Annotated in this window: 26 protein-coding genes; 3 read left to right on the forward strand and 23 right to left on the reverse strand. The window is 45.7% G+C overall.

The genetic code is table 11. From position 1 onward, the window contains the following. Positions 1–117: 117 nt before the first annotated feature. Positions 118–240, forward strand: coding sequence for a hypothetical protein (locus ACJJIL_RS01495; protein WP_444934288.1), 123 nt, complete (start codon positions 118–120; stop codon positions 238–240). 251 nt (positions 241–491) lie between these two features. Here ACJJIL_RS01495 and ACJJIL_RS01500 read toward each other — a convergent pair whose 3' ends face one another. From ACJJIL_RS01500 to ACJJIL_RS01530, 7 genes are all read right to left on the reverse strand, one after another. Continuing rightward, positions 492–854 (reverse strand): hypothetical protein, encoded by a 363-nt coding sequence (locus ACJJIL_RS01500; protein ID WP_444907143.1) that lies wholly within the window; start codon positions 852–854, stop codon positions 492–494. Between the two features lie 258 nt (positions 855–1112). After that, positions 1113–1331, reverse strand: coding sequence for a hypothetical protein (locus ACJJIL_RS01505; RefSeq protein ID WP_444907144.1), 219 nt, complete (start codon positions 1329–1331; stop codon positions 1113–1115). A gap of 81 nt (positions 1332–1412) precedes the next feature. Next, entirely contained in the window at positions 1413–1691 is a 279-nt protein-coding gene (locus tag ACJJIL_RS01510; RefSeq protein WP_445361030.1) for a hypothetical protein, read from the reverse strand. A gap of 75 nt (positions 1692–1766) precedes the next feature. After that, positions 1767–2267 carry a hypothetical protein gene (locus tag ACJJIL_RS01515; RefSeq protein ID WP_445361031.1) on the reverse strand — a complete coding sequence of 167 codons (501 nt, stop codon included), beginning with the start codon at positions 2265–2267 and terminating at the stop codon, positions 1767–1769. A 77-nt stretch (positions 2268–2344) separates the two neighbouring features. Then, positions 2345–2728, reverse strand: a complete 384-nt coding sequence (locus ACJJIL_RS01520) for a hypothetical protein (protein WP_445361032.1) — start codon at positions 2726–2728, stop codon at positions 2345–2347. A gap of 84 nt (positions 2729–2812) precedes the next feature. Beyond that, positions 2813–3214 carry a hypothetical protein gene (locus ACJJIL_RS01525; RefSeq protein ID WP_445361033.1) on the reverse strand — a complete coding sequence of 134 codons (402 nt, stop codon included), beginning with the start codon at positions 3212–3214 and terminating at the stop codon, positions 2813–2815. A gap of 90 nt (positions 3215–3304) precedes the next feature. Next, entirely contained in the window at positions 3305–3664 is a 360-nt protein-coding gene (locus ACJJIL_RS01530) for a hypothetical protein (protein WP_445361034.1), read from the reverse strand. Positions 3665–3986: 322 nt separating this feature from the next. On the opposite strand from ACJJIL_RS01530, the gene ACJJIL_RS01535 reads away from it, so the two are divergent. Then, the gene (locus ACJJIL_RS01535; RefSeq protein WP_445361035.1) at positions 3987–4928 is read left to right on the forward strand and encodes an IS110 family RNA-guided transposase; all 942 of its coding nucleotides are present in this window, start codon (positions 3987–3989) and stop codon (positions 4926–4928) included. Between the two features lie 42 nt (positions 4929–4970). On the opposite strand, the gene ACJJIL_RS01540 is transcribed toward ACJJIL_RS01535, so the two are convergent. From ACJJIL_RS01540 to ACJJIL_RS01565, 6 genes are all read right to left on the reverse strand, one after another. Beyond that, complete coding sequence (locus ACJJIL_RS01540) at positions 4971–5393, reverse strand: hypothetical protein (protein ID WP_445361036.1); 423 nt, start codon at positions 5391–5393, stop codon at positions 4971–4973. Positions 5394–5429: 36 nt separating this feature from the next. Beyond that, positions 5430–6002: a hypothetical protein gene (locus tag ACJJIL_RS01545; protein WP_445361037.1), complete on the reverse strand. Its 573-nt coding sequence runs from the start codon at positions 6000–6002 to the stop codon at positions 5430–5432. Positions 6003–6103: 101 nt separating this feature from the next. Continuing rightward, the gene (locus ACJJIL_RS01550; protein WP_445361038.1) at positions 6104–6529 is read right to left on the reverse strand and encodes an ankyrin repeat domain-containing protein; all 426 of its coding nucleotides are present in this window, start codon (positions 6527–6529) and stop codon (positions 6104–6106) included. Between the two features lie 117 nt (positions 6530–6646). Continuing rightward, on the reverse strand, positions 6647–7009 hold the full coding sequence (locus tag ACJJIL_RS01555) for a hypothetical protein (RefSeq protein ID WP_444917893.1): 363 nt from the start codon (positions 7007–7009) through the stop codon (positions 6647–6649). Between the two features lie 18 nt (positions 7010–7027). Further along, positions 7028–7705 carry a hypothetical protein gene (locus ACJJIL_RS01560; RefSeq protein WP_445361039.1) on the reverse strand — a complete coding sequence of 226 codons (678 nt, stop codon included), beginning with the start codon at positions 7703–7705 and terminating at the stop codon, positions 7028–7030. Between the two features lie 88 nt (positions 7706–7793). After that, positions 7794–8249, reverse strand: coding sequence for a hypothetical protein (locus ACJJIL_RS01565; protein ID WP_445361040.1), 456 nt, complete (start codon positions 8247–8249; stop codon positions 7794–7796). A gap of 334 nt (positions 8250–8583) precedes the next feature. Between ACJJIL_RS01565 and ACJJIL_RS01570 the strand changes: the two genes are divergently transcribed. After that, entirely contained in the window at positions 8584–9525 is a 942-nt protein-coding gene (locus ACJJIL_RS01570; RefSeq protein ID WP_445361041.1) for an IS110 family RNA-guided transposase, read from the forward strand. Positions 9526–9553: 28 nt separating this feature from the next. Here ACJJIL_RS01570 and ACJJIL_RS01575 read toward each other — a convergent pair whose 3' ends face one another. The 10 genes from ACJJIL_RS01575 to malT all read right to left on the reverse strand — a co-directional run bounded on the left by ACJJIL_RS01575 (position 9554) and on the right by malT (position 21150). Continuing rightward, positions 9554–9967 carry a hypothetical protein gene (locus tag ACJJIL_RS01575; protein ID WP_445361042.1) on the reverse strand — a complete coding sequence of 138 codons (414 nt, stop codon included), beginning with the start codon at positions 9965–9967 and terminating at the stop codon, positions 9554–9556. 46 nt (positions 9968–10013) lie between these two features. After that, the gene (locus tag ACJJIL_RS01580) at positions 10014–10697 is read right to left on the reverse strand and encodes a tetratricopeptide repeat protein (protein WP_445361043.1); all 684 of its coding nucleotides are present in this window, start codon (positions 10695–10697) and stop codon (positions 10014–10016) included. Between the two features lie 120 nt (positions 10698–10817). Then, positions 10818–11300: a lysozyme inhibitor LprI family protein gene (locus ACJJIL_RS01585; RefSeq protein WP_445361044.1), complete on the reverse strand. Its 483-nt coding sequence runs from the start codon at positions 11298–11300 to the stop codon at positions 10818–10820. Positions 11301–11418: 118 nt separating this feature from the next. Continuing rightward, entirely contained in the window at positions 11419–11718 is a 300-nt protein-coding gene (locus ACJJIL_RS01590) for a hypothetical protein (protein WP_444926028.1), read from the reverse strand. A gap of 80 nt (positions 11719–11798) precedes the next feature. Continuing rightward, entirely contained in the window at positions 11799–12119 is a 321-nt protein-coding gene (locus ACJJIL_RS01595; protein WP_445361045.1) for a hypothetical protein, read from the reverse strand. A gap of 78 nt (positions 12120–12197) precedes the next feature. After that, positions 12198–12587, reverse strand: a complete 390-nt coding sequence (locus ACJJIL_RS01600; protein WP_444932598.1) for a DUF6678 family protein — start codon at positions 12585–12587, stop codon at positions 12198–12200. 3 nt (positions 12588–12590) lie between these two features. Beyond that, positions 12591–12770 carry a hypothetical protein gene (locus tag ACJJIL_RS01605; RefSeq protein ID WP_445361046.1) on the reverse strand — a complete coding sequence of 60 codons (180 nt, stop codon included), beginning with the start codon at positions 12768–12770 and terminating at the stop codon, positions 12591–12593. Positions 12771–15251: 2481 nt separating this feature from the next. Then, the gene (locus ACJJIL_RS01610) at positions 15252–15608 is read right to left on the reverse strand and encodes a hypothetical protein (protein WP_445361047.1); all 357 of its coding nucleotides are present in this window, start codon (positions 15606–15608) and stop codon (positions 15252–15254) included. 973 nt (positions 15609–16581) lie between these two features. Next, positions 16582–18225 (reverse strand): alpha-amylase family glycosyl hydrolase, encoded by a 1644-nt coding sequence (locus ACJJIL_RS01615; protein WP_445361048.1) that lies wholly within the window; start codon positions 18223–18225, stop codon positions 16582–16584. A 210-nt stretch (positions 18226–18435) separates the two neighbouring features. Then, entirely contained in the window at positions 18436–21150 is a 2715-nt protein-coding gene (gene malT, locus ACJJIL_RS01620; protein WP_445361049.1) for an HTH-type transcriptional regulator MalT, read from the reverse strand. Positions 21151–21395 lie beyond the last annotated feature (245 nt).

Here is a 21395-nt window from a genome sequence, read left to right on the forward strand (position 1 = left end):
ATTGAGATCCACCTTCTGCGGCCACCGAAGGCCTTGTTTGTCACAGTTCGTTGCTGCGCCGGTTTATAAAACAAGTAGGAACGTGACAGACACTCACTAGGCATAACTTGAATAGTCATGTGGGCCTCTAGCCTGGATAGCAAGGCGGAGATAGCTTATCTTATGGAACCTCAAGAGATCAATGTCAGTATCGATACCGGTAGCAAACAACTGGATATTTATGTGAGACCTACTGATTAATTCTTTAGTTTTACCAGTGATAAAAATGGTATTAAGGATACCATTAAACAACTACAAACTCTTCGCCATACAATACGATCCCATGCCAAAGCCGATGTATAAGCGATTAGTGGACTCTGGCAAACCTAAAAAGGTGGCTCTGATTTTCTGCATGAGAAAGCAGATTACGACCCTGAATACGATGGTAAAAAATAACACCTATTGGAATGAAAGTATGGCTTAAAAACTTGATGAGCGACCATAGTCACTTATTATGAGCTACTGTACTCTCGGCTAAAATCTATACCTCCGCGTAATTTGTAATTCAAAGCTTTCCCACTCTGTAAAATTGGTGCTTTACGAACGTACATTTTGAAACCTGTGGCGCTTATTTTAAATTCCCCTTCCTGGCAGTCAAAACGAAAATCGTACTCATCGAAGCGACCATTCTTTGTTTTTCTCTCATTCACCATATGCAGATCGGCGATTTCTAGCTCACCTTGCCTTGATTCAATGTCAAGTAAAATATTGCAAGCATTTTCAAATACCATCGTAACTGGAGCAACCCAGAACTTAAAATACGTTTCCCCTTCCCTTGGATGAATCCATTGAAAAATGTAATCGAGATCTATCATAAACTCGAAATTCTCCGTATCAGCCAGGAAACCCCATATTTTGGAGTCGTGCCACCCCATTAGGGAGAAGTCTTTCTCAGACCAAATGTTCTTTTCAAGTTCGTAGGTATACACTCTTATGCCTCATACTCCCCGCAATATGCAGGGCTTTAAAATCAAGGCGAGGCCGAAATGGAAAAGCCGTCGATGTGCCTGTGATTGTTATGTGGCTGCCTCTCTATCAGCTTGTAACCTTGGTAAGATTTGGAGTTGTCATCACTAACTACTGTCTGAACTTCTCGATTTACCATAAATCAGCCCCAAATAAGCTACCGGCCAAACGAGGGGGCCAACAATGTATCCTTTCAAAATGAGCGAGTAGTTGGTTTTTTCCTTTATCCAATCATCAAATAGGGCAAAGAGCATCGCAATTGTTATAACACTTAAAAGATAAATCAGGAAGGCTTTTACTACTGGATGTACCGATTTAATTTGCATCGAAAGCCCTTAGATAGTTAACATTCACCAAATGGCGGAGGTCCAGCAAATATGTGGTATTTGCAATTCTACCTACGCTTATCATACTTGATTATGATTAGCTTTATTCATGACAAAATGAATAAAGCTACGTGCAAATACTACGATAGCAAAGGCCAAAATTGAAATACCTAAAGTAGCACTATCGCCAACTATACCTACATCATAAATTGGGTTACTTTCACGCTCAGTTTGCAAGAAAAAGATAAGCCACAACAAAAACCATACGGCAGTACAATAAATCAGTAGTTTTTCACCCCAAGGTAATACTAATGGGAAAAATACTGTCACCGAAAGAATGCCTAATATGAAAAGTGTCATAAAGTCCCTTTACACATAACGCTAAGTGAAGGAGGGAGAGCGTAGCTCTGTGTCCCGCTTGCATGGATTGTAAGCTCATTCGCAAGCATCGGCTATATCTCCAATTTTTAGTGCCGCGTTAATCCAAGGGGTGACGTAACTGTTATTTGCTCCACCCTCAAGGATGATTGAACCACCTATGCTATCGGAGTAATACTCCAATCGGTAGCTAGGGCCATCCATTATAATGATCTCTGACTCAGCCGGCTTTTTAATGCCAACAAATATCTCTGTTGTTTCAAATATGGCACGTTTAATTTCTTTGATGCCAATTTCTATTTGAGGGCAGTCTGAAACTTTGATAATGCGCTTGTCGAGGCCAACTTCCGGAGTATAAGCAATATAGAGAACATCATCATTTATGTGGTAACCGTACTCAGATCCAGGTGCATACCAAGGCCCTGTTAGGAAGGTGATGCCGCCAAAGTAATCAAGGTCATCCCCGTATGCGGACTGCAATACATCCTCTTTATTCTCTTGTGACGTACAAGAAGACAAGATCATCGGTATCAGAAATGTAAATACTCGAATCTTCATAGAGAGCTAACGTTACCAGCTGGGGCCAAAAAACCAGAGCGAAGCGGCGGTTTTTTGGCCGCCTCTGGCGGGCTTAGTTATGTTTGTACTTGTTTATATGCATAATACTTGAACAGCATTGCTTGAATTAACGCAAAAGAACCATAAATTATTGCCGTCTCTGCTACACCTGAGAAAATATATATAACGACAGTAAAAACCACTGCCGCACCGAAATATAGAAAATAACTTCCATTGCCATACCTGCAAATTAACCAATGAACAGGAAAACCAAATAATAGCCAGCCAACGATTGAGAATAGTAAGTAAACCCCCAGAAAAATTAATGAGAACAACCCAAAGCCCGCCCAACTATATAAATCTTGAGGAAGTCCAATTTCATACAATGTATAGAAGAGAACAAGAAGCGCGGGGAAAAACACGCTCTTTAAAATTGCTGAATCCCACCTTCCTAAGTCCATCGGATGCACCCAAAAATAAAACGTCTTGCCTACAGGCTGACCGTCAGGGCGGTCCAGCCCGGAGGGTGACTGTGCGGCAACTGGTTATGTTTTGATTGTAGTATAGTCATCTATGCTTTGGACTTTAAAAACTTTGTTATTTGAGAACTTAAACTCTATTTGCGCACCACCAGTTATGCGGTTTGCTGAAACTGATTTTATAACTGTACCTTCAATACCTAACTTTTTGCCCCAATCTATTAACGGGTAGCCAAAATCTGTTTCTCTACTGGCTTTAGGGTCTTCTAGGCCATTGTTACCTGAGCGCCAAAATAAAATTTCATAATCGAAGTAAACTCTGAACCAATCACCTGAAACTTTTATATAAAGGATGTTGGCTTGATCTTCTCTTTTATTCTCACACCAAAATTCTTGAGCGATCAGCTTCTCAAGTTCTTTGTTTTCTATTTCTGGCCAATCGCCATTAATTGAAATTTTATCCATCACTTATAGAGCATAAGCCGTGCTAAACGGCGCGCGCCTTTCGCGCGTCCAGTGGAGGCCGTTTTTCGGTCGGAACGGTGTTTGAGTACCTTGTTATGGGCTGCATATATCAATACCCTTTTTCCTAAGATAGGTGATGAGATGATAGTTATATGTTTCCGCATATACTGGCGCAATTACTTGGTACTTCCTTTCTGCGAAGCTATCTATTGCGTCGTCAATCTTTAAATACTTGACATTGCTGCCATATTCGCAATTCTTATCAATGAGAGGAACTTCGTTAAGAAGCATGCCTGTAAGGCCAATCAGCCGTAAATCACCATTATCAGCCGCAGAGATAGCCTCGCTCTCTGGATTTGCGTGTAAAATCCAGTCAAAACCCTCTTGGTAATTCTCGGTACTTGAACAAGACGCCACTAATAAAGCTATAAAAATTACTCTAAAAATATTCATACTTTGAGAGGCTCATAACGCCTCAATAACCGGCAGCGTTGTGGCGAAGACACGCTTTTAGCTGTCCGGCGCCAAAGGCGCGTAGTTAATTGACTTGTATGATTGCTCTTGTCTGATTCTGATGTTGAAAATCCTTTTCGTTAACGGGTAAATTGAGACCCACCTTCGGCGGCCACCGAAGGCCTTGTTTATCACAGTTCGCTGCTTGACTGGTTCGTAAAAGACCGATAACAAGTATGAACGTGATAAGCACTCACTAGGCATAACTCGGATAGTCATGTGGGCCTCGAGCCCGAATAGCAAGGCGGAGATAGCTTATCTTATGGAACCTCAAGAGATCAATGTCGGTATCGATACCAGCAGTAAACAACTCGATATTTATGTGAGACCTACTGGCCAATTCTTTAGTGTTGCCAATGATAAAAATGGCATTAAGGATGCCATTAAACAATTACAACCTCTTAAACCTCAAAGAGTATTAATAGAGTCTACAGGAAGACTCGAATTAGAGTTTGTTTGCGCCGCTGACAGAGCAGGATTACCTGTTGTTGTTTGCAACCCTTCACAGGTAAGAAGCTTCGCTAAATCCGCAGGGCGCCTCGCCAAAACTGACAAGCTAGATGCAATGGATATTGCACATTTTGGTGAGGCCATGAAGCCAAGACTATCGGAGCTAAAGCCAGTAAAGCTTAGGGAGATCAGTGACTTACTGGCTGTAAGAAGTCAGTGTTTAGAGATGAGTACAATGCAAAAGAATCGGCTTCAGAGGATGCCGAAATCAGTACACAAACCTATCCAGACCATTCTAAACACCATCAAGAAAGAGTTACAAGGTATCGACAAGCAACTGGATAAACTGGTTAACAGTGTGTCTGAGTGGCGGCAAAGGCGCGACCTATTGTTGAGTGCCAAAGGGGTCGGAAATGTATTGGCTTATACGCTGATGAGTGAACTTCCCGAACTAGGAAAATTGAACCGTAAAGAAATCGCTGCACTTGTAGGTATCGCTCCGATGAACCGTGATAGCGGCAGCTTCCAGGGAAAGAGATATATTCGAGGAGGAAGGCATCGTGTACGAACAGTTTTGTTTGTCTCCATCATGTCAGCCATTCAGCATCATCCCAAATTAAAGCCGATGTATAAGCGATTAGTCGACGCTGGCAAACCTAAAAAGGTTGCTCTGATTGCCTGCATGAGAAAGCAGATTACCATCCTGAATACGATGGTGAAAAATAACACCTATTGGGATGAAAGTATGGCTTAAAAACTTGACGAGTAACCATAGTCACTTGTTAGCTGCTTTTTCTTAACCATTAACCGCACAACATAGTGGTTTGTTGTTCTCAAACTCAACATCGTAGCTGTGATATTCATCCCAGGGCAACTCGAACGAAAGCTCAAATTCATCGCATTCTTCTGACATAAACCAAATAGAGATTAATTCTGCACGCTTAAATATTGCCTCTGGTGTCTCTTCTTTTTCTAATTTCTCTTCTGGTACGCCGAGACCTTTGTAATGCTCATAAGAATAATTGCCTAGAATTTCTGTGGCTGCTTGTAACGCTAATTGATCAATATCTTTTAATTTGTCTAAGACTTTATTGATGTACGACTCAGAAGGTTGCTCTTCAGATGTAAAAGTTAACCTGATTGTCTCATTCCTTTCCTTGATGAAATGCTCTGTACAAGTCCACCAATCGTCTTCTTGCTCATCAAATATTAACCTCACTCGAATTCCCTCATGCAACTAACAGTGTATTATGCTTTACTTGTTAACTGAGACATGAGAATAATTTGCATTACCCTCTAGTTTAAGCTCACCATCAGCACTATATACTCTTGCATATATTGGCCCATTGAAAGGCCCTCTCGCCGCAAGACGATGACAAAAAACTCCATCCTCACAACTGTCATGGATTAAATTCATTTCCTCAGTAATTGTTAGAAAGTTTGCTCCCCCACAATGTAAGCACTTTTCTCCTGCTACCCGATTCATTTTCCAAGAAATATAACTCTTTAGAATTTCTTGTGATTCTTTTACTGGTATATTACTACTACAGAACGGAACTTCTATTTCAACGCCATCTGAAACAGCCTTATAGGTATGCTCAAACTCTCTGATTGTTGGTATATCTTCCGCAACGGAAGCAGCCTCACAATCAAAACACCAGACAGGTTTAATTATTGCAGGTATTAAATCTTTATATTCCAACCTATCCATCGATGATTCAATCTCAACCAACGAATAGTAGTAAACACGCCCAGGGCCATGAGGAAAAAAATATTCTTCACCGCATTTAAAACATCTAATCGAATCGATGTCATACAATTTGCGCAACTATTAATCCTCCAGAAGCATAACGATTTTATAAACGGCGCGCGTTTTTCGCGTGTCCAGTAGAGGCCGTCTTTTGACCGGAACGGTGTTTCATAAACTTGTTATATTTCATGCCCAAACTGCCTAAAGTAGCGTCTAATTAACGACTTTTTCTTTTTGCTATGCGAAAAATACGTATTTTCCAATGCTCGTGTTATGTCACTAGGAATAACCTCTGCTCCTAGTTCCAATAGTGCAATAATGGTTTCTGCATGGCCATGCTCGACAGCTTCAACAAGAGCATAGACTGGTATGGGCGACCCCAAGCTTCTCAGTAGACGAATTTCCTCATGCTTATTTTCTACAGCCAACCAGTGCAGTACATTTTCACCCACCCAGCATGTCTCGTATAGCACTTCGGGATTCTCTGAAATTATATCCCTTACCTTCTGAGGCTCATTCAATACTGCGTCGAGCAGCAAACCAAATCCATGTGTTCTACCTTTTTTTAGTGCATCGTAGGTTGGAGGCCTAACTTTCTTTCTCATAATATTGACAGTACATTACTGCGAAAAATATAACGCCAAGCTAACTGGACAGCCGGAGCGAAACGGAGGGAACAAAAGCGCAGCTTTTGCTGTCCGGTTGAGCGCCTTGTTAGCCATTCATTGGCAGAATACTTTCCAAGCAAAACCATGGTCCCCAGTTGTTATTGTTGGGTGAAAATCAATTTTATAGCCATTAGGGCAATAACCTTCTTTCCGTGTGACTTCGCGCGTTATTGTGCTTGAAGCCACCCCCCTATTCCCACCATATTCATCTAGCTTTTTTGCCCCGATTGCAAAGTGGAAGATAGTATCGGTTTTCTTAGTGACCCGGCTATGATCTCGGTAGTAGATCTTTTCTTGAGATCCATGTGCATACCCATAGTCCACTCCATAATACTCAACATAATCCAAGCTTGGATAATAAACACACCCTGATGTATTTATAAATAGAAACGCGACAATAAGTTTATTCGTTCTCATGTATGGCTAACGCCGCGTTCAGGTGCACTCAATTTTTTTCAATTTTTTGGGTATAAGTGTAGCGTCCAAAAAAATTGAAAAAATTTGAGGGTCGCTTTGAAACGCCTTGTTATGCTTGCCCTTAGCCGAATCTAAGTTCCAATCTGATATCCAAGTTCCAAAAATTGATTTTTTTACATAAGGGCAAACTTCCATCTCTTCTCCCCACACCATATCCTCTTCTTGATCAAGGCAATAGTAAGCATAAACTACATCACTATGCTTAGACTCAGCTTTCAAATACTTTTCACACTTCAAGAATCCCAGAGCACCTCCCCTGCCAGGTAATTTTTCTTCTAGATGGAGGCTAACGCTATATTTAGACAGCTTGGATTCTGCTGAAAGATATGTGTAAAGAGAACCAACTTTCAATATCGCGACATATGCCAAAAATGGCGTCAAGAATATGTATAGCATTCCGATAGTATCTTTTATACGATATTCCTTTCTCTTTTTCTTGCTCAATTTATTAGTATTTTCAAGGGTGCTCTCACGCATAAAAAGCACGGCTGAAAGCACAACAAACGCCGCCAAAAATCCCATCCCAACACTGACGGCTAATTCTGAAGGTATGTACCTTCGATCAAAGAAACCAGCAAAAGCAAAAAGGTATACAGAAACTGATAAGCGTCTAAGATAACCGGATGATTTCTTCATGGTGATCAGTACCTAAGATGCATAACGCTTCAATCACGGGCAGACCCGTACAGCGGGACTGTCCCATGCATTGACTTGTTAAATTTTTCTACCAACTAAACTTAACATCAGTCATTTGATTTCTAATATTTTTATAGTGCTCTTCCATTTCATTTTGAAATTCTTCACTAGGAGGCCTTTCTAGATAGCTTATTAAGTCATCTTCTGCACTAGCGACATCACCACAATCCTCATAGCAAGCTTTAAGTAATGCGATGGTTTTAGCATTCTCCATGCCGTCATTTTGGGCATATGCATAGTTTACAACAGCCACTGCTTTTCCCCTCTTTATCGCAGACTCCCATCTTTTTTGTTGGGCTTTGTCTTTATCTCCTTGGACTGCATAGACAACTGAAAGTAGATACTCTCCATCGGAATGATCTTGCTTAATTGCTTCCTCTGCAATATGTATGATCTTGGCTTGATAATCAGGATTATCAAAGCTTTCAACTTGCCCATCTTCCATTTGATATAAGATATAGTTGATTTCATCGTTTAGATTCATTTACGTTCTCCCTAGCTTTTGAATTTAACGACTACAACAGGGGCGGCCGGAGCGTAGCGTAGGCTGTCCCGCGAAGGGCCAAAGGCCCGCAGCAACCTGCTTGTACTTGTATGATTGCTCTTGTCTGATTCTGATGTTGAAAATCCTTTTCGTTAACGGGTAAATTGAGACCCACCTTCGGCGGCCACCGAAGGCCTTGTTTATCACAGTTCGCTGCTTGACTGGTTCGTAAAAGACCGATAACAAGTATGAACGTGATAAGCACTCACTAGGCATAACTCGGATAGTCATGTGGGCCTCGAGCCCGAATAGCAAGGCGGAGATAGCTTATCTTATGGAACCTCAAGAGATCAATGTCGGTATCGATACCAGCAGTAAACAACTCGATATTTATGTGAGACCTACTGGCCAATTCTTTAGTGTTGCCAATGATAAAAATGGAATTAAGGATGCCATTAAACAATTACAACCTCTTAAACCTCAAAGAGTATTAATAGAGTCTACAGGAAGACTCGAATTAGAGTTTGTTTGCGCCGCTGACAGAGCAGGATTACCTGTTGTTGTTTGCAACCCTTCACAGATAAGAAGCTTCGCTAAATCCGCAGGGCGCCTCGCCAAAACTGACAAGCTAGATGCAATGGATATTGCACATTTTGGTGAGGCCATGAAGCCAAGACTATCGGAGCTAAAGCCAGTAAAGCTTAGGGAGATCAGTGACTTACTGGCTGTAAGAAGTCAGTGTTTAGAGATGAGTACAATGCAAAAGAATCGGCTTCAGAGGATGCCGAAATCAGTACACAAACCTATCCAGACCATTCTAAACACCATCAAGAAAGAGTTACAAGGTATCGACAAGCAACTGGATAAACTGGTTAACAGTGTGTCTGAGTGGCGGCAAAGGCGCGACCTATTGTTGAGTGCCAAAGGGGTCGGAAATGTATTGGCTTATACGCTGATGAGTGAACTTCCCGAACTAGGAAAATTGAACCGTAAAGAAATCGCTGCACTTGTAGGTATCGCTCCGATGAACCGTGATAGCGGCAGCTTCCAGGGAAAGAGATATATTCGAGGAGGAAGGCATCGTGTACGAACAGTTTTGTTTGTCTCCATCATGTCAGCCATTCAGCATCATCCCAAATTAAAGCCGATGTATAAGCGATTAGTCGACGCTGGCAAACCTAAAAAGGTTGCTCTGATTGCCTGCATGAGAAAGCAGATTACCATCCTGAATACGATGGTGAAAAATAACACCTATTGGGATGAAAGTATGGCTTAAAAACTTGACGAGTAACCATAGTCACTTGTTAAATTTTTTGCTCATAGTACAGCGCTACAGGTGAGTAATACATTAATGCCAGCAGCACGCCAGACAGCACCATAGATATGTCATAGAGCACTTGGCTAAAACCGCTGTAAACCATGATACCCATGAATGGATACAGTGCAAATGCAGCAACAAATCCAGCAGCATAAACATGCCTTGCCCATGACTTGAATAAAAGCAGGCCGACCAGTGAAACCAGCACCATAATGATGGAAACAACAGCCAATACGCCAGCCGCGACAAGTTTTGTGCCTTCAATCTCTGGCTCAATCTCAACAACATAATCAAAAACCTGATCAGTTATTGGGTCAGGCCAGATATAGTCATATACGCCAGAAAGTAAGCCTATGGCTAGCGATAATACAATTAGTGTTCGATATTGATTCTTACTCATAGAAATTTAACGCCTAAATCAGGTGCGCCGTAGGCGTCGCCTGGATTTACTTGTTAGCTGCATATTTTAATTTGTACTCTTCAGCAAGTTTTTCGGCTTTGCTGATATCAGAGCCTAAAATTTCTTTGAGTTGGGCAAGGTTTTTTAACGCTTGACCATCTCCAGCTTCGGCAGGCATTTTGATCCATGCATAAGCTTTAACATAATCAAGTTCAACGCCATGTCCTTGAGCAAACATTAGCCCGTACTCATTCTGTGCTTGAATAACACCACTTTCAGCTGCACTCCCATACCATTGAGCCGCTTTTTCTTGGTTCGGTTCTACACCAAAGCCTTTACGATAAAATTGGCCAAGGTTGAAAATACTTTGCAAATCACCAAGTTCTGCTGCTTTTTCAGTGTACTTAAATGATGAATTTGGATCTTGCTCTACACCGTCACCCTGCATATACATAAGACCCAAATTAGCAATAGAAGGTAGATACCCTCCTTCAGCAGCTTGCTTGAAGAGCTTTACTGCAATCTCTAGGTCTTTTTCGACTCCTAACCCTTGGTAATACAAGCTTGCAGTTAAATGCTGACCAGCAGGGTCACCTTTTTCAGATTCAGCATTAAACATTACAAATGCTTCTTTGTATTTTCCTGCATGATAAAGCTCAATTCCTTCATCAATACCCGCATATGTGTTCATTGAAATGATTAATCCTACTACTGAAATTATCTTCTTCATTTACTCGTACTTTTAGGTGTGGGAGTAGCTAACGCCCAGTACACGGGCGGCCGAAGCGCAGTGTAGGCCGTCCAGCCCGCGTTTTTCGCGGGCGACCGTGCTGCTGCTTGTTAAGGCTACTTACCAGTTATGAAATTTGTGACATTCTGGTGAGCCACACTGTAATGATTTTAGATATATTGCATGTTTTTTAAGCGCATCAGTACGAAAATTAGCCATTGATATGATGCAGTTCATCCCTATACCCTGGCCAAACCTTAGATGCTGTGAATTACCTTCATAGTTACACATGGCTTCTCTAAACTCTTCCCACTTTATTTGGGCTTCGACAAAGCTGCTCTTTGGCTTATGTTTTCCATTATCATCTTCAATCAAAGATAAAGCCGCTTCATATGCTTCTTGAAGCTGTTTCTCAGCTTCACCTCTTTTTATCTTCAGACACATCGAAGTTTCATGTCTTGTTGCATAGTCACACGGATTTTTAAGAACACCATCGATACATACTAAATTTCCTTCAATCTGGTGCCGCTCACATTCATCACCTATTTGTTGGCAATACGCAATTGTTGGTAAAGATAGTAGTATGGCTATTATAAATCTCAATTCTCTCTCCCTATGCCTTAACGCCCCGCAGCACAGGCCGGAGGTGCGAAGCACCGGAGGTCCAGCACACGAAGTGTGCGATTGTGCCTGCGTTTGTTAAGTGACTCACATACAGTTACTAAATACGCCACCATACCTCATCACCAGATATACATAGCATTACGTCTTTAAATACACGTTTATCCGACATACGCACCAATTGCAGTTTTAAATTATCAATTGCAACAAAGGTATCTTCTGATTCTTCAGAATCGAATTCTTCGGTTTCTATAAATTTCTGAGCTTTTTCAAAGAGATTACGGTATTCATCAAAAGGCGGAGTTGGAACCAACACACCTATGAACCAAGGCTGATCAAGGTCTATTTGTGTTAAGTCGGCCAACTTTTGGTCTTCTTTGTATAGTTCCCAGATATTCATTTTTCACTTAACGTCGCTAGCAAGGGCCGAGGAGCCTAAGCGACGAGGTCCAGCGCGAAGCGCGAACTTGCCTAGCTTTGTTATGCATTTGAATTTTCATCTTTCTCTTTTCGATAATTACCAAATATGGACATACCAAAGATAATGCCCGAAGCAGTAAGAAAACCTTTTAAAAACCACGATAGATAAACCCGCCAGATATCATCTTCAGTGAGCATGCCCGATGAAACCATTTCTCTAAACATCGATTCTCTGTAACCCCATAGCCCGTAGTTCATAGCCAAAACAAAGGCGCTTAAGAACAACACCGCGTTGAAAGCCCAATGCTTAAGAAAAAGCCTCAGCAGCCAAGGTGCTGTAACCCCTATAGCGAGGGCCAAAAATATGTATTCGTCTTTCATAAGGCCTCAATTGCATAACGCCCGCAACACCGGGCCGTTTGGAGCGCAGCGGAAAACGGGACCGCGTGCTTGCGTTTGTTATACGAAAACTGGTTGCTGGTTTGCATATCCCCATACCCTGTAACACCCATTTTCTATGGAGTATGGGATATTGTAATTTTTCAGAACAGTTGCTATAAAGCCACTGAAGTCAGTAATTCTATCACTCAAAAGATTGCCCCTTCGCTCTCTTTTGAATGGGTCAATATCCATCCACTCGATACAGTTAGATTGACCATAGCGAACCCATTCCCAATCAAGCAGCGAAAACCCAGGCATTGCCTCTAAGTCTCGTAGATATTTAAGCCTTACTTGAGGCTCGAAATCACTGTTACTTGTAATGGCATTAGCGAGTTCTCGCCACTTTGTTTTGTTCATATACGAAACAAGGCGCCGCTCTTCAATAAATTTTAGTGTTTCTTCGTTCATTGCCTACGTATAACGTTGCCAGCAAGGGCAGCCGAAGCGAAGCGCTGGCTGTCCAGCCCAGCCACCGGCTGGGCGAGCTTGCCTGGCCTGGTTATAGCTGGCGCGCTCTGAACAACCTACTTGCTCTTTGCCAGCCACCTTTGGCTGGCCACTGCCCGATAAATTTACTGGGAAAAATACCATACTTTCCCCACCTGTTAACTAACTGACTGGCACTCCACAATGCTGCTGCTAGCTTGCAGAACTTGTTGGCTTAGAACGAAGGCACTTGAACGAAACTGCAGTGCCAACTTGCAGGAAAACTCTCTGGAGAAATGTGCTCAGGAAGAGATTGGTGCTTGCAGCAACTTCAAACTACCTAAAAACTAACCGCCACAATAACGCTTTGCTAAACGGAAGCCGAAACGGAGTGTAGGCTGTCCGGTGAAGGGCGCAATTTTTGCGACCGAAACGTATTTCAGCAACTTGTTATAGCCCATTGGTTCGCTTAGCTCTCCAATACTTAAAAATTTCATACACTAGGATAGCTACGAAACCTACTAAGAGGGTTTGCCCTGCCTGTAAGAGTTCAGGTCTACCGCAAGCACCTCCAGGACCTGCGATACCTTCCATAAAAAGAAAGTACATACACGCAGGAATGTAGCCTACAACTAGCGCGCTAATTATTGGTGCCCATAGACGCTTCTTGCTTGTTAAGTAGCGTATGAAAAGCGCAAGAACTAGAATCGTTGCAGAAATCCCTAAGAGAAGGAAAAATTCTGACACGTGCTGTTCGGCCAATCCTTCAGGTTGAATAAAACACGCATAGGAATTAGCTGGAAAGGCAATGATAAAAAATAGATGGACTGCTCTCAAATTTATCTCTTATGTCTGATTTGGTTATAACGTTGCCAGCAAGGGCAGCCGAAGCGGAGCGTAGGCTGTCCAGCCCAGCCTCCGGCTGGGCGATCTTGCCTGGCCTGGTTATAGCTGGCGCACACTGAACGACCTACTTGCTCTCTGCCAGCCAACTTTGGCTGGCCACTGCCCGATAAATTTACAGGGAAAAGTACCATACTTTCCCCACCAATTAACTATCCGCCTGGCACTCCACAATGCGGCAGCTAACTTGCAGAACTTGTTGGCTTAAAACGAAGGCATTTGAACGAAACTACGGTGCCAGTTTGCAGGAAAACTCTCTGGCGAAGCGTGTTCAGGTAGAGATTGTTACTTGCAGCAACTACAAACCATCTAAAAATTGACCGCCACAATAACGCCGCAATTTGCGCGACGGAGTGGGATGGCGACTTGTTTGCGTGTTTTTGCAAACAAGGTGACAGCTCACGGAGTTCCGCAAGATTGCTTGGTTATGCGGCACGCCATACCCCTCTAGTTAAAAGGCCCCCAAGAAGAAACGCGGGAGGAACATAAATTGGCCAATACCACAACAGAGGGTTGCGCCCAAGATGACTAAACCCATGCCATAAGAGAAATAGAAGCATTGGAAGAGCCACCAAACAACCTAATAAGAAAGTTAATGATACTTTTTTGCTAGGAAGTATTGCAGATGTTACAGCACCAGCAACCAGGCTAGCGATTACCGGAGGAATTAACCCAGAAACTTTTAGCTGCATAAATATTGGATGTGAAGTAGCAATAGAAAACCAAAGGATTACAGCTAAAGCTGAGCCCAAAGTGAATGCTAGAATATATCGAAGTTTATGATTCATTTTTACGCATAACGCCAAGGTAACCTGTGCAGCATATGGAGCTGTTTTTTGGGGTAAAGTGGCGTAGCCACCCAAAAAAGAAGCGGAGTATGCTGCATCAGGTTGACCGCATTGTTAGGTGAAAAACCACTGGAACTGAAGCTATTAGCATTGCCGCAGCCAACGTGTAGTCACCTAGTTTTATAGATTCTGTAATTGGTACATCAAGGTTTACGAGAATCAATACACCATAAAAAATGAATACATTAATAATGAAACATTTGTTGATGGCTTTATTTACCATTGCGGCCAAAAGACTTACCGCAAAGGCATACATACTGAGCTGAACCAGGAAACTGTCTCCACTTCCCGAGCTTACTAGCGAACTACTAAACCCAGGCTTCCCATTGAGTATTATCCGAAGACCGCCTAAATACTGGTGCACTAAGCCACTAAAAACCAGTAAAAGTGATGTTATGCCGGTTAGCACTCTATTCATTTAATTGGGCACCTAACGCCAAGCTTTGGGGCGGACCACGCAGTGGGACGTCCCAGCAGCCACAGGCTGCGACAACAGCGCCTTGTTATGTGCTGCACTTGCTGATAGATACATTGTAATTACCTGGATTAACCAACAGGATATTTGCATGATTTACGATTTGACTGCCATGCCAACCGCAAAACTTGTGGTCCTTTTCTGTTTGATGACACAGAGCAAGTGCGGACTCTATGTTTCGGGCTTTGACCCCAGAGCAGTTTATAGATGTACAATTCTCATCATTTGAAACTGCTACATTAAAACCTCTGAACGCTTCTACGCTCGACTTACACTCCTGCCCGTCTAGAGCTTGCACAGAAATAGATGATAGAAGTAAAAGCAATAGGAATAAAATTCTAATTTTTCTCATAGCTGTCCCAACCGGATGACGCATAACGCCCCAAGCTGCGGCGCGAAGCGTCCGACAGCCTTGGCTTGTTATGGGTTGGCCCATATATTTAAAATACTGTCTAGCGCTTTGATAACTTCCTCACGCTTGGCGCCTTTATTTATACTCTTAGGCAGTTTTGAATACCAGGGATGCCAATAATGTTCTAACTCGTGACCCTTTTCCCGAGTAGAAGGGTGTACAGACTTTGAAAAGTAATCCTTACACTCTAGTACTTGGTCAATGCTCGCAAACTGGAAAATGAAATTGCATACGTCTGCAAAGTAAACCCATTTTTCAATTAGATTATCTCTTGAAGCTTCAACTGGTACACCACCTTCGTTTCGAGTGCTCATGTAGTCAATGTGCTTTTTGGGGTCTGCGATCTCTCTCCATACTTTGCTCATACTTTATGACCCATAACAGTTAATTCAAAAGAAGCGTCTTTATATCACCCTTCTATATAATTCTGCTGCAGTCATCCAAGATTACCCAAAAAACATAGCAATATCAGTAGGTTAGAGGCTTTGGCGCAATCCTCAACAGGTAGATATATAACAGCGGCTATATATCTACCTGCTTTTCTTGCTCGTGACAATAGTGTCACCTCCTTTAAAGTCAATGACTTAGCTCGCTCTCTCCAGAAATAGGAGAAGCTTCTCTTGAATTCTGATATTGAAAGTAGAACAAGATATGAAATGCTGTATATAAGACAGTTTGAATAGCAATGTTATGGAAGATATTCGCGGTTGAGTACCAAGTAAGACTGAATGCTTCACGGGAGTCTCCTGGTAGCATATTTGAAATTAAGTACGGTTGTTTTAGAAAGAAGAGGTAAACTTATACTCACTGGGAGAAGCAATTCATATATTTTGTTAAGGAAACTAGTCTCACTGATAGGGTGGGAAGGTTGCGAGAAGCCTCTCTCACCTTGTACTTCAAGGAAGGACTGTCCCATTTCGAAGTAGCTAAAATATAAGTCCTATTATCGTTTTTTATAAACGTTCTAAATTTTTCAATTTTTAATTTGAAAAATCATATGACGTGACTCTCCAATGGTAGTGCTTTAAATTGAGGTTGAAGGATTCTTAACTCGATGGGTTGGTATTTTTCATTAGTTGATGATTTTGGCCTTGCATTTTGTTATTTCCAATAGCGAAGACTTACGTTGAGAGGGGAGTTACATCGAATATTTTTATCTGGCTTTTTGTATTGCAGGCTATAGATGATGAAGTGCTGGAATTAAACAGAAAAAAGCCGGCATTGTGCCGGCGGCAAAGCAGACGTCGAAAGGAAGAGACGTTGCAGAGAGACTGTATTTCTTACTCGAATGCCCAGGCTCTAATATGAGCTGGGCATCACTTAAATATTGCTAATCAATCAGGCTTTTTTACGCAGCAGCACACAGGCATCTGCGGCAGCTAGCTCTAAGCTACTTCCTTCCGCATTGCCAGCAAACAATGCCGGGGTGATATTGTGCGCACAGGAGAACTCGGCAGGTAGTTCCAGGGTGCCACTGTTTTGCCCCAGGTTGAGAACAACCAGCATTTCTTCGCTGTCGCTGCGCCTTACAAAAGCAAACAAATCACTGCCGGTGTCGATCACTTCCTGCTCTGCTGTCGCCAACGATTGGGGTAGCTCCCGGTGCCAATCGATCAGTGCGCGGAAGCGGTTGAGCATGGAGCGCTGGGCGTCCTGCTGAACCTCTACCGCCCGTTGTTGGTGCTCCCCTGAGATGGGTAGCCAGGGTTTTGCTGTGGAAAAGCCGGCGTTGTCGTCGCTGGTATTGGTCCAGGGCATCGGTGTGCGGCAGCCGTCGCGACCTTTGAATTCCGGCCACAAATTAATGCCGTAGGGGTCTACCAGATCTTCATAGGCAATTTCCGCTTCCGGCAGGCCCAGTTCTTCCCCTTGATAGAGGCAGACACTGCCGCGCAGTGCCAATTGCATCAGCAGGAACAGCGGGGCTCTGGCATCGGCTTGATCGTCGTTAAAGCCTTTGTTCCAGCGGGTTATTGAGCGGGGTACATCGTGATTGCTGATCGACCAGCAGGGCCAGCCCTTGTCGATTACGTCGCGGTTTTTTTCCAGGGTTTCGCGCAGGAAGCCCGCACTGCAATCCTCGGTCAATAGATCGAAGGAATAAGCCATGTGCAGGCGTTTTTCCGTGGTGTACTCAGCCATGATCTTGTGGGTGTTGTCGTCGCCCACTTCACCCACGGTTACAGTGCCGGGATATTGATCCATTAACTGTCGTACCCGCTGGAGAAACACCAGGTTTTCCGGCTGGGATTTATCATTCTGGTGCCACTGGTAATCGTAGTGATTGACTGGTGGCAGGCCTTTCTCATCGAGCTTGAGCGGGCGCGCCGGGTTATTGCCCAGGGCCTGCTGATGGAAAATAAAGTTGACCGCATCCAGTCGGAAACCATCTACACCCCGATCGAGCCAGAACTTCATATCGGCGAGCAGCTGCTCCTGGACTTCCGGGTTGTGCACATTCAGGTCCGGCTGCTCTTTGAGGAAGTTGGCCAAATAGTATTGGCGGCGGCGGGTACACCAGCGCCAGGAGCCTCCTCCGAATACGGAAACCCAATTGTTGGGAGGGGTGCCATCTTCTTGGGGATCAACCCAGACATACCAGTCCGCTTTGGGGTTGTCGCGGTTGGCGCGGCTCTCCTGGAACCAGGGGTGCTGGTCTGAGGTGTGGCTGAGGATTTGGTCGATAATCACTTTCAGGCCGCGTTCATGGGCCGCTTCGATCATCCGGTCGAAATCTTCCAGGTTGCCAAAAATAGGGTCTACATCGCGGTAGTCGGCAACGTCATAGCCAAAATCCACCATCGGCGATTTAAAAAAGGGTGAGATCCAGATGGCGTCTACGCCGAGGGATTTTACATAATCCAGTTTTTGCGTAATTCCGGGAATATCACCGATGCCATCTCCGTTGGCGTCGCAGAAGCTGCGTGGGTAAATCTGATAAATAACGCTATTGCGCCACCACTCATAGCTGTTGCCGCTCATGGATTACTGCCTTGTTTCATTATTTGAAATGTGGAGATAGTCCACCTTTAAAGGATGAGGTGAGTATGGAGCAGTCATTGGCGGGCTTCCTCCTCCCCGGCGAGGGGGGAGAGGGGGGTAAAGGGTGACCGGCCTGGGGTGGCTTGGTATTGGCGGGCGGGGGATGAGGAGCATAGTGGGCACGTCCCTGTGCCGCTGGAGCAGGACTGTTTAAGGCTTGTCCTGGACCGAGCGAAGCATTTGCTCGGCCAGGGCGATGGCCTCCTGGCGATCCTTGACGTCCAGCTTTTGGTAGAGGCTGCGAATATGGGTCTTGATGGTGCTCGGTGCCACCTTAAAGTGACGGGCGATTTTTTCGTTCGACAGCCCCGAGTGAATCGCATTGAGTACCTGCCACTCCCTCGGGGTGAGAGGGGAGTGGCGCAGGAAGTCTGGCACGGCATCGCTGGCCAGTATCTCGCGGATAATGGTGTCATCCAGTTCGATACGAATACCACCGTCCAGCTCCGGCTGCTGTTGTGCCGCTTTGATCAGTTGCTGGGCTTTGCTGGACTCCGCATCTCCCAGGCCATTTTCCAGGGCGGCTTTCAGGATAACGATTAAAGGTTTGCCGATCTGCAGGAAGCTGGCGCGAAAATCCCGTTCGTGGGAGAGAAGCAGGGCTTCACTAATAGCCTCCACAGATTGGGGGTATTGCTCCCGCAGCCACAGCAGGTGGGATTCCAGTACCCGGTTGCGCAGGCGATCTGTTTCCAGGTCGCACTCGTTGGCGACTTGTTTTAGGCGGCTCAATAGGCGATTGGCATCGGACCAGTGGTGCAGCTCAATCATCGCGCGCACATGGTTGCGCCCGTGGCACTGCTCAAAGTGATTGCTGGGCCTGTCAGCGACGGGAGTAGCCTGTTCCAACCAGCTGGCGATGGCCTGCTGATTGCCCAGGGCGCGCCAGGTGCGGATGCGGGTGGCATCGGCGTTGGCGATCCAGTCCCGGTGGTAGCGCCCGTCTGTGAGCAGGCGCTCGATACGCTCCAACCACTCCAGGGCATCCTCTTTCTCCCCCCGGGCCTGGGCGATTTTTAACAGCAGGGTGTACTCAGGTAGCAGCCAGTGCTCGCCGACCCGGCGGTTGATTTGCATACCTCGGCGAGCGGATTGCTCGGCACCTTCCAGATCGCCGGACTCCCATTGCAGCTGGCCGCGCAGCCGGCACACAAATTCCGAGATGGGCAGTGTGGACAGGTGATTTTTCTGCACCAGGGTCTGCACCTTTTCCTGCAGCGTGGACGCTTTCTTCAGCAGGCCCTGGGCAAAGGCGATCTCTGTCTGTTGGCAAATGGCCCAGGCGGCGCTGGGAATATCCCGCTCGGCGATCGCCAGGGCTTCAACTTCCTGCATATAGCGGTTGGCCTCTTGCAGGGCACCCAGGCAGAAGCTGGTCTCACCGGTGACCAGCAGAGCAGAGATTCTCTCGCCCAGCTGGTCTGCGCGGAGTAGGGCCAAAGCTTCTTCGGCATACTCCTTGGCTTGCAGTGTCTGCCCTCGGGCAATGGCCACCTGGGCGCGCATGGTGGCAAAGGCGCCTTCAAAGTCGCGCCACTGTGCCGGGTCCTCCCGCTGCAGCCAGCTTTCGGAGGCCGCCAGGTTTTTCTCGCACAGGTCGTATTCAAAATTCTCCCGTGCCATTTTGGCGGACAGGAGAGTAAAGCGGGCGCTGTGTTGCAGGGCTTCGTCACCGAGCCAGTCGAGGCAGTCCCGCAGCAGGCGCGACTGCCCCGCGCGCAGAAGCTGTTCCCCTCGATCGTTGAGCAGTTGTTTTAACCGCTCGCGGTCGCCCCCGGCCAGGGCGTGGCGCAGGGCCTCCACTGGCTGGTCTAATTCTTGCCAGGTATCACAGGCAGTGCTGTGCAGTTGCAGCAAGTGTTCGCGGTCATTAATTTGCCGCTGCAGGAAGCGGGCGAAGACCGGGTGGAAGCGGAACCACTGGCGACTTGAATCCTGCGCCTGCAGGAATAACCCCCGACGCGCGGCCTCTTCCAGCAACTGCTGACCGTCCTGGCGACCGGTAAGGCGCTCCGCCAGTTGGGCGTTCACCCGGGTGAGGATGGATGTGCAGGAGAGGAGCTGGCGCAGTTGGGGTTCCAGCCGCTCCAGCACTTCCTCAGCCAGGTAATCGAGAATATGACTGTGGCCCTGCTCCAGCTCTGCCAGATAGCGATCCACTTCGTTGCTGTCGCGCACCGATAAAGTGAATAGCTGTACGGCGGGGGGCCAGCCCTCACTGAGGTGATGCAGTTGGGCTGCGCGGTCGCCGTCGAGATTAAACGGCAGGCGTTGCTTGAGCAGGGTGGCGATTTCCTCAATGTTGAGGGCCAGCTCATTACTGCCCAATTCCAGTAATCGCCCTTGAACTCGCAGGGTGGCCAGGCCCAAAGGCGGTTGGCTGCGACTGGTGAGAACAATACCGACACCGGCGGGGGCGTGGCGCAACAAAAAGCGGGTTGTGTCGTGCACCTGCTGGTTGTCGATCTGGTGGTAGTCATCCAGCACGATGCGCAGTTCGCTGGGCAGGCCCCGCAATTCCGACAGAAGGTGGCTCACCAGAGTCGAAGGGTCCGGGCGCTGGGGCGCGGACAATAACTGGTGAGTCTGGGGGACACCGTTGCCGGTCGCCCTGTGCACACTTTCCACCAGGTAGCGGCAGAATTGGCTCGGTTCATTATCACTGGCATCCAGCGTATACCAGGCGACCGGGTTGTCCTGCTGTGAGGCCCAGGAGGTAACCAGCGTGGTTTTGCCGTATCCCGCAGGAGCCGTCACCAGCAGCAGTTGATCGCTGTGGCATTGGTTCAAAACCGACAGCAGGCGCGGGCGCGATAGGGCGTGCTCGGGGCAATCCGGCAGGCTGTATTTGGAAGTTAAAAGCATCGCTGCGGGAGGGATTGTTATAAATGTTTGATTTTTGTACAGCCACTATTATGCACCAGGACCCGGGTATTGTTACAGCACTGTAATAGGCCAGCTTTCTGGTGATTCTGCCTCTTGGGTGGCAAATTGGAGTGGCGCCGGTTTAGCTTTGGGCAGTATATTACTATTCGGGTTAAATCGGTCATCTCAACCCGTCGCAATGCAGTTTCTGCGGCTCACTAGTGGGTACGTTAGTTCATATTTAC

This window comes from Microbulbifer maximicatervae (SeqCode), from assembly GCF_052468095.1.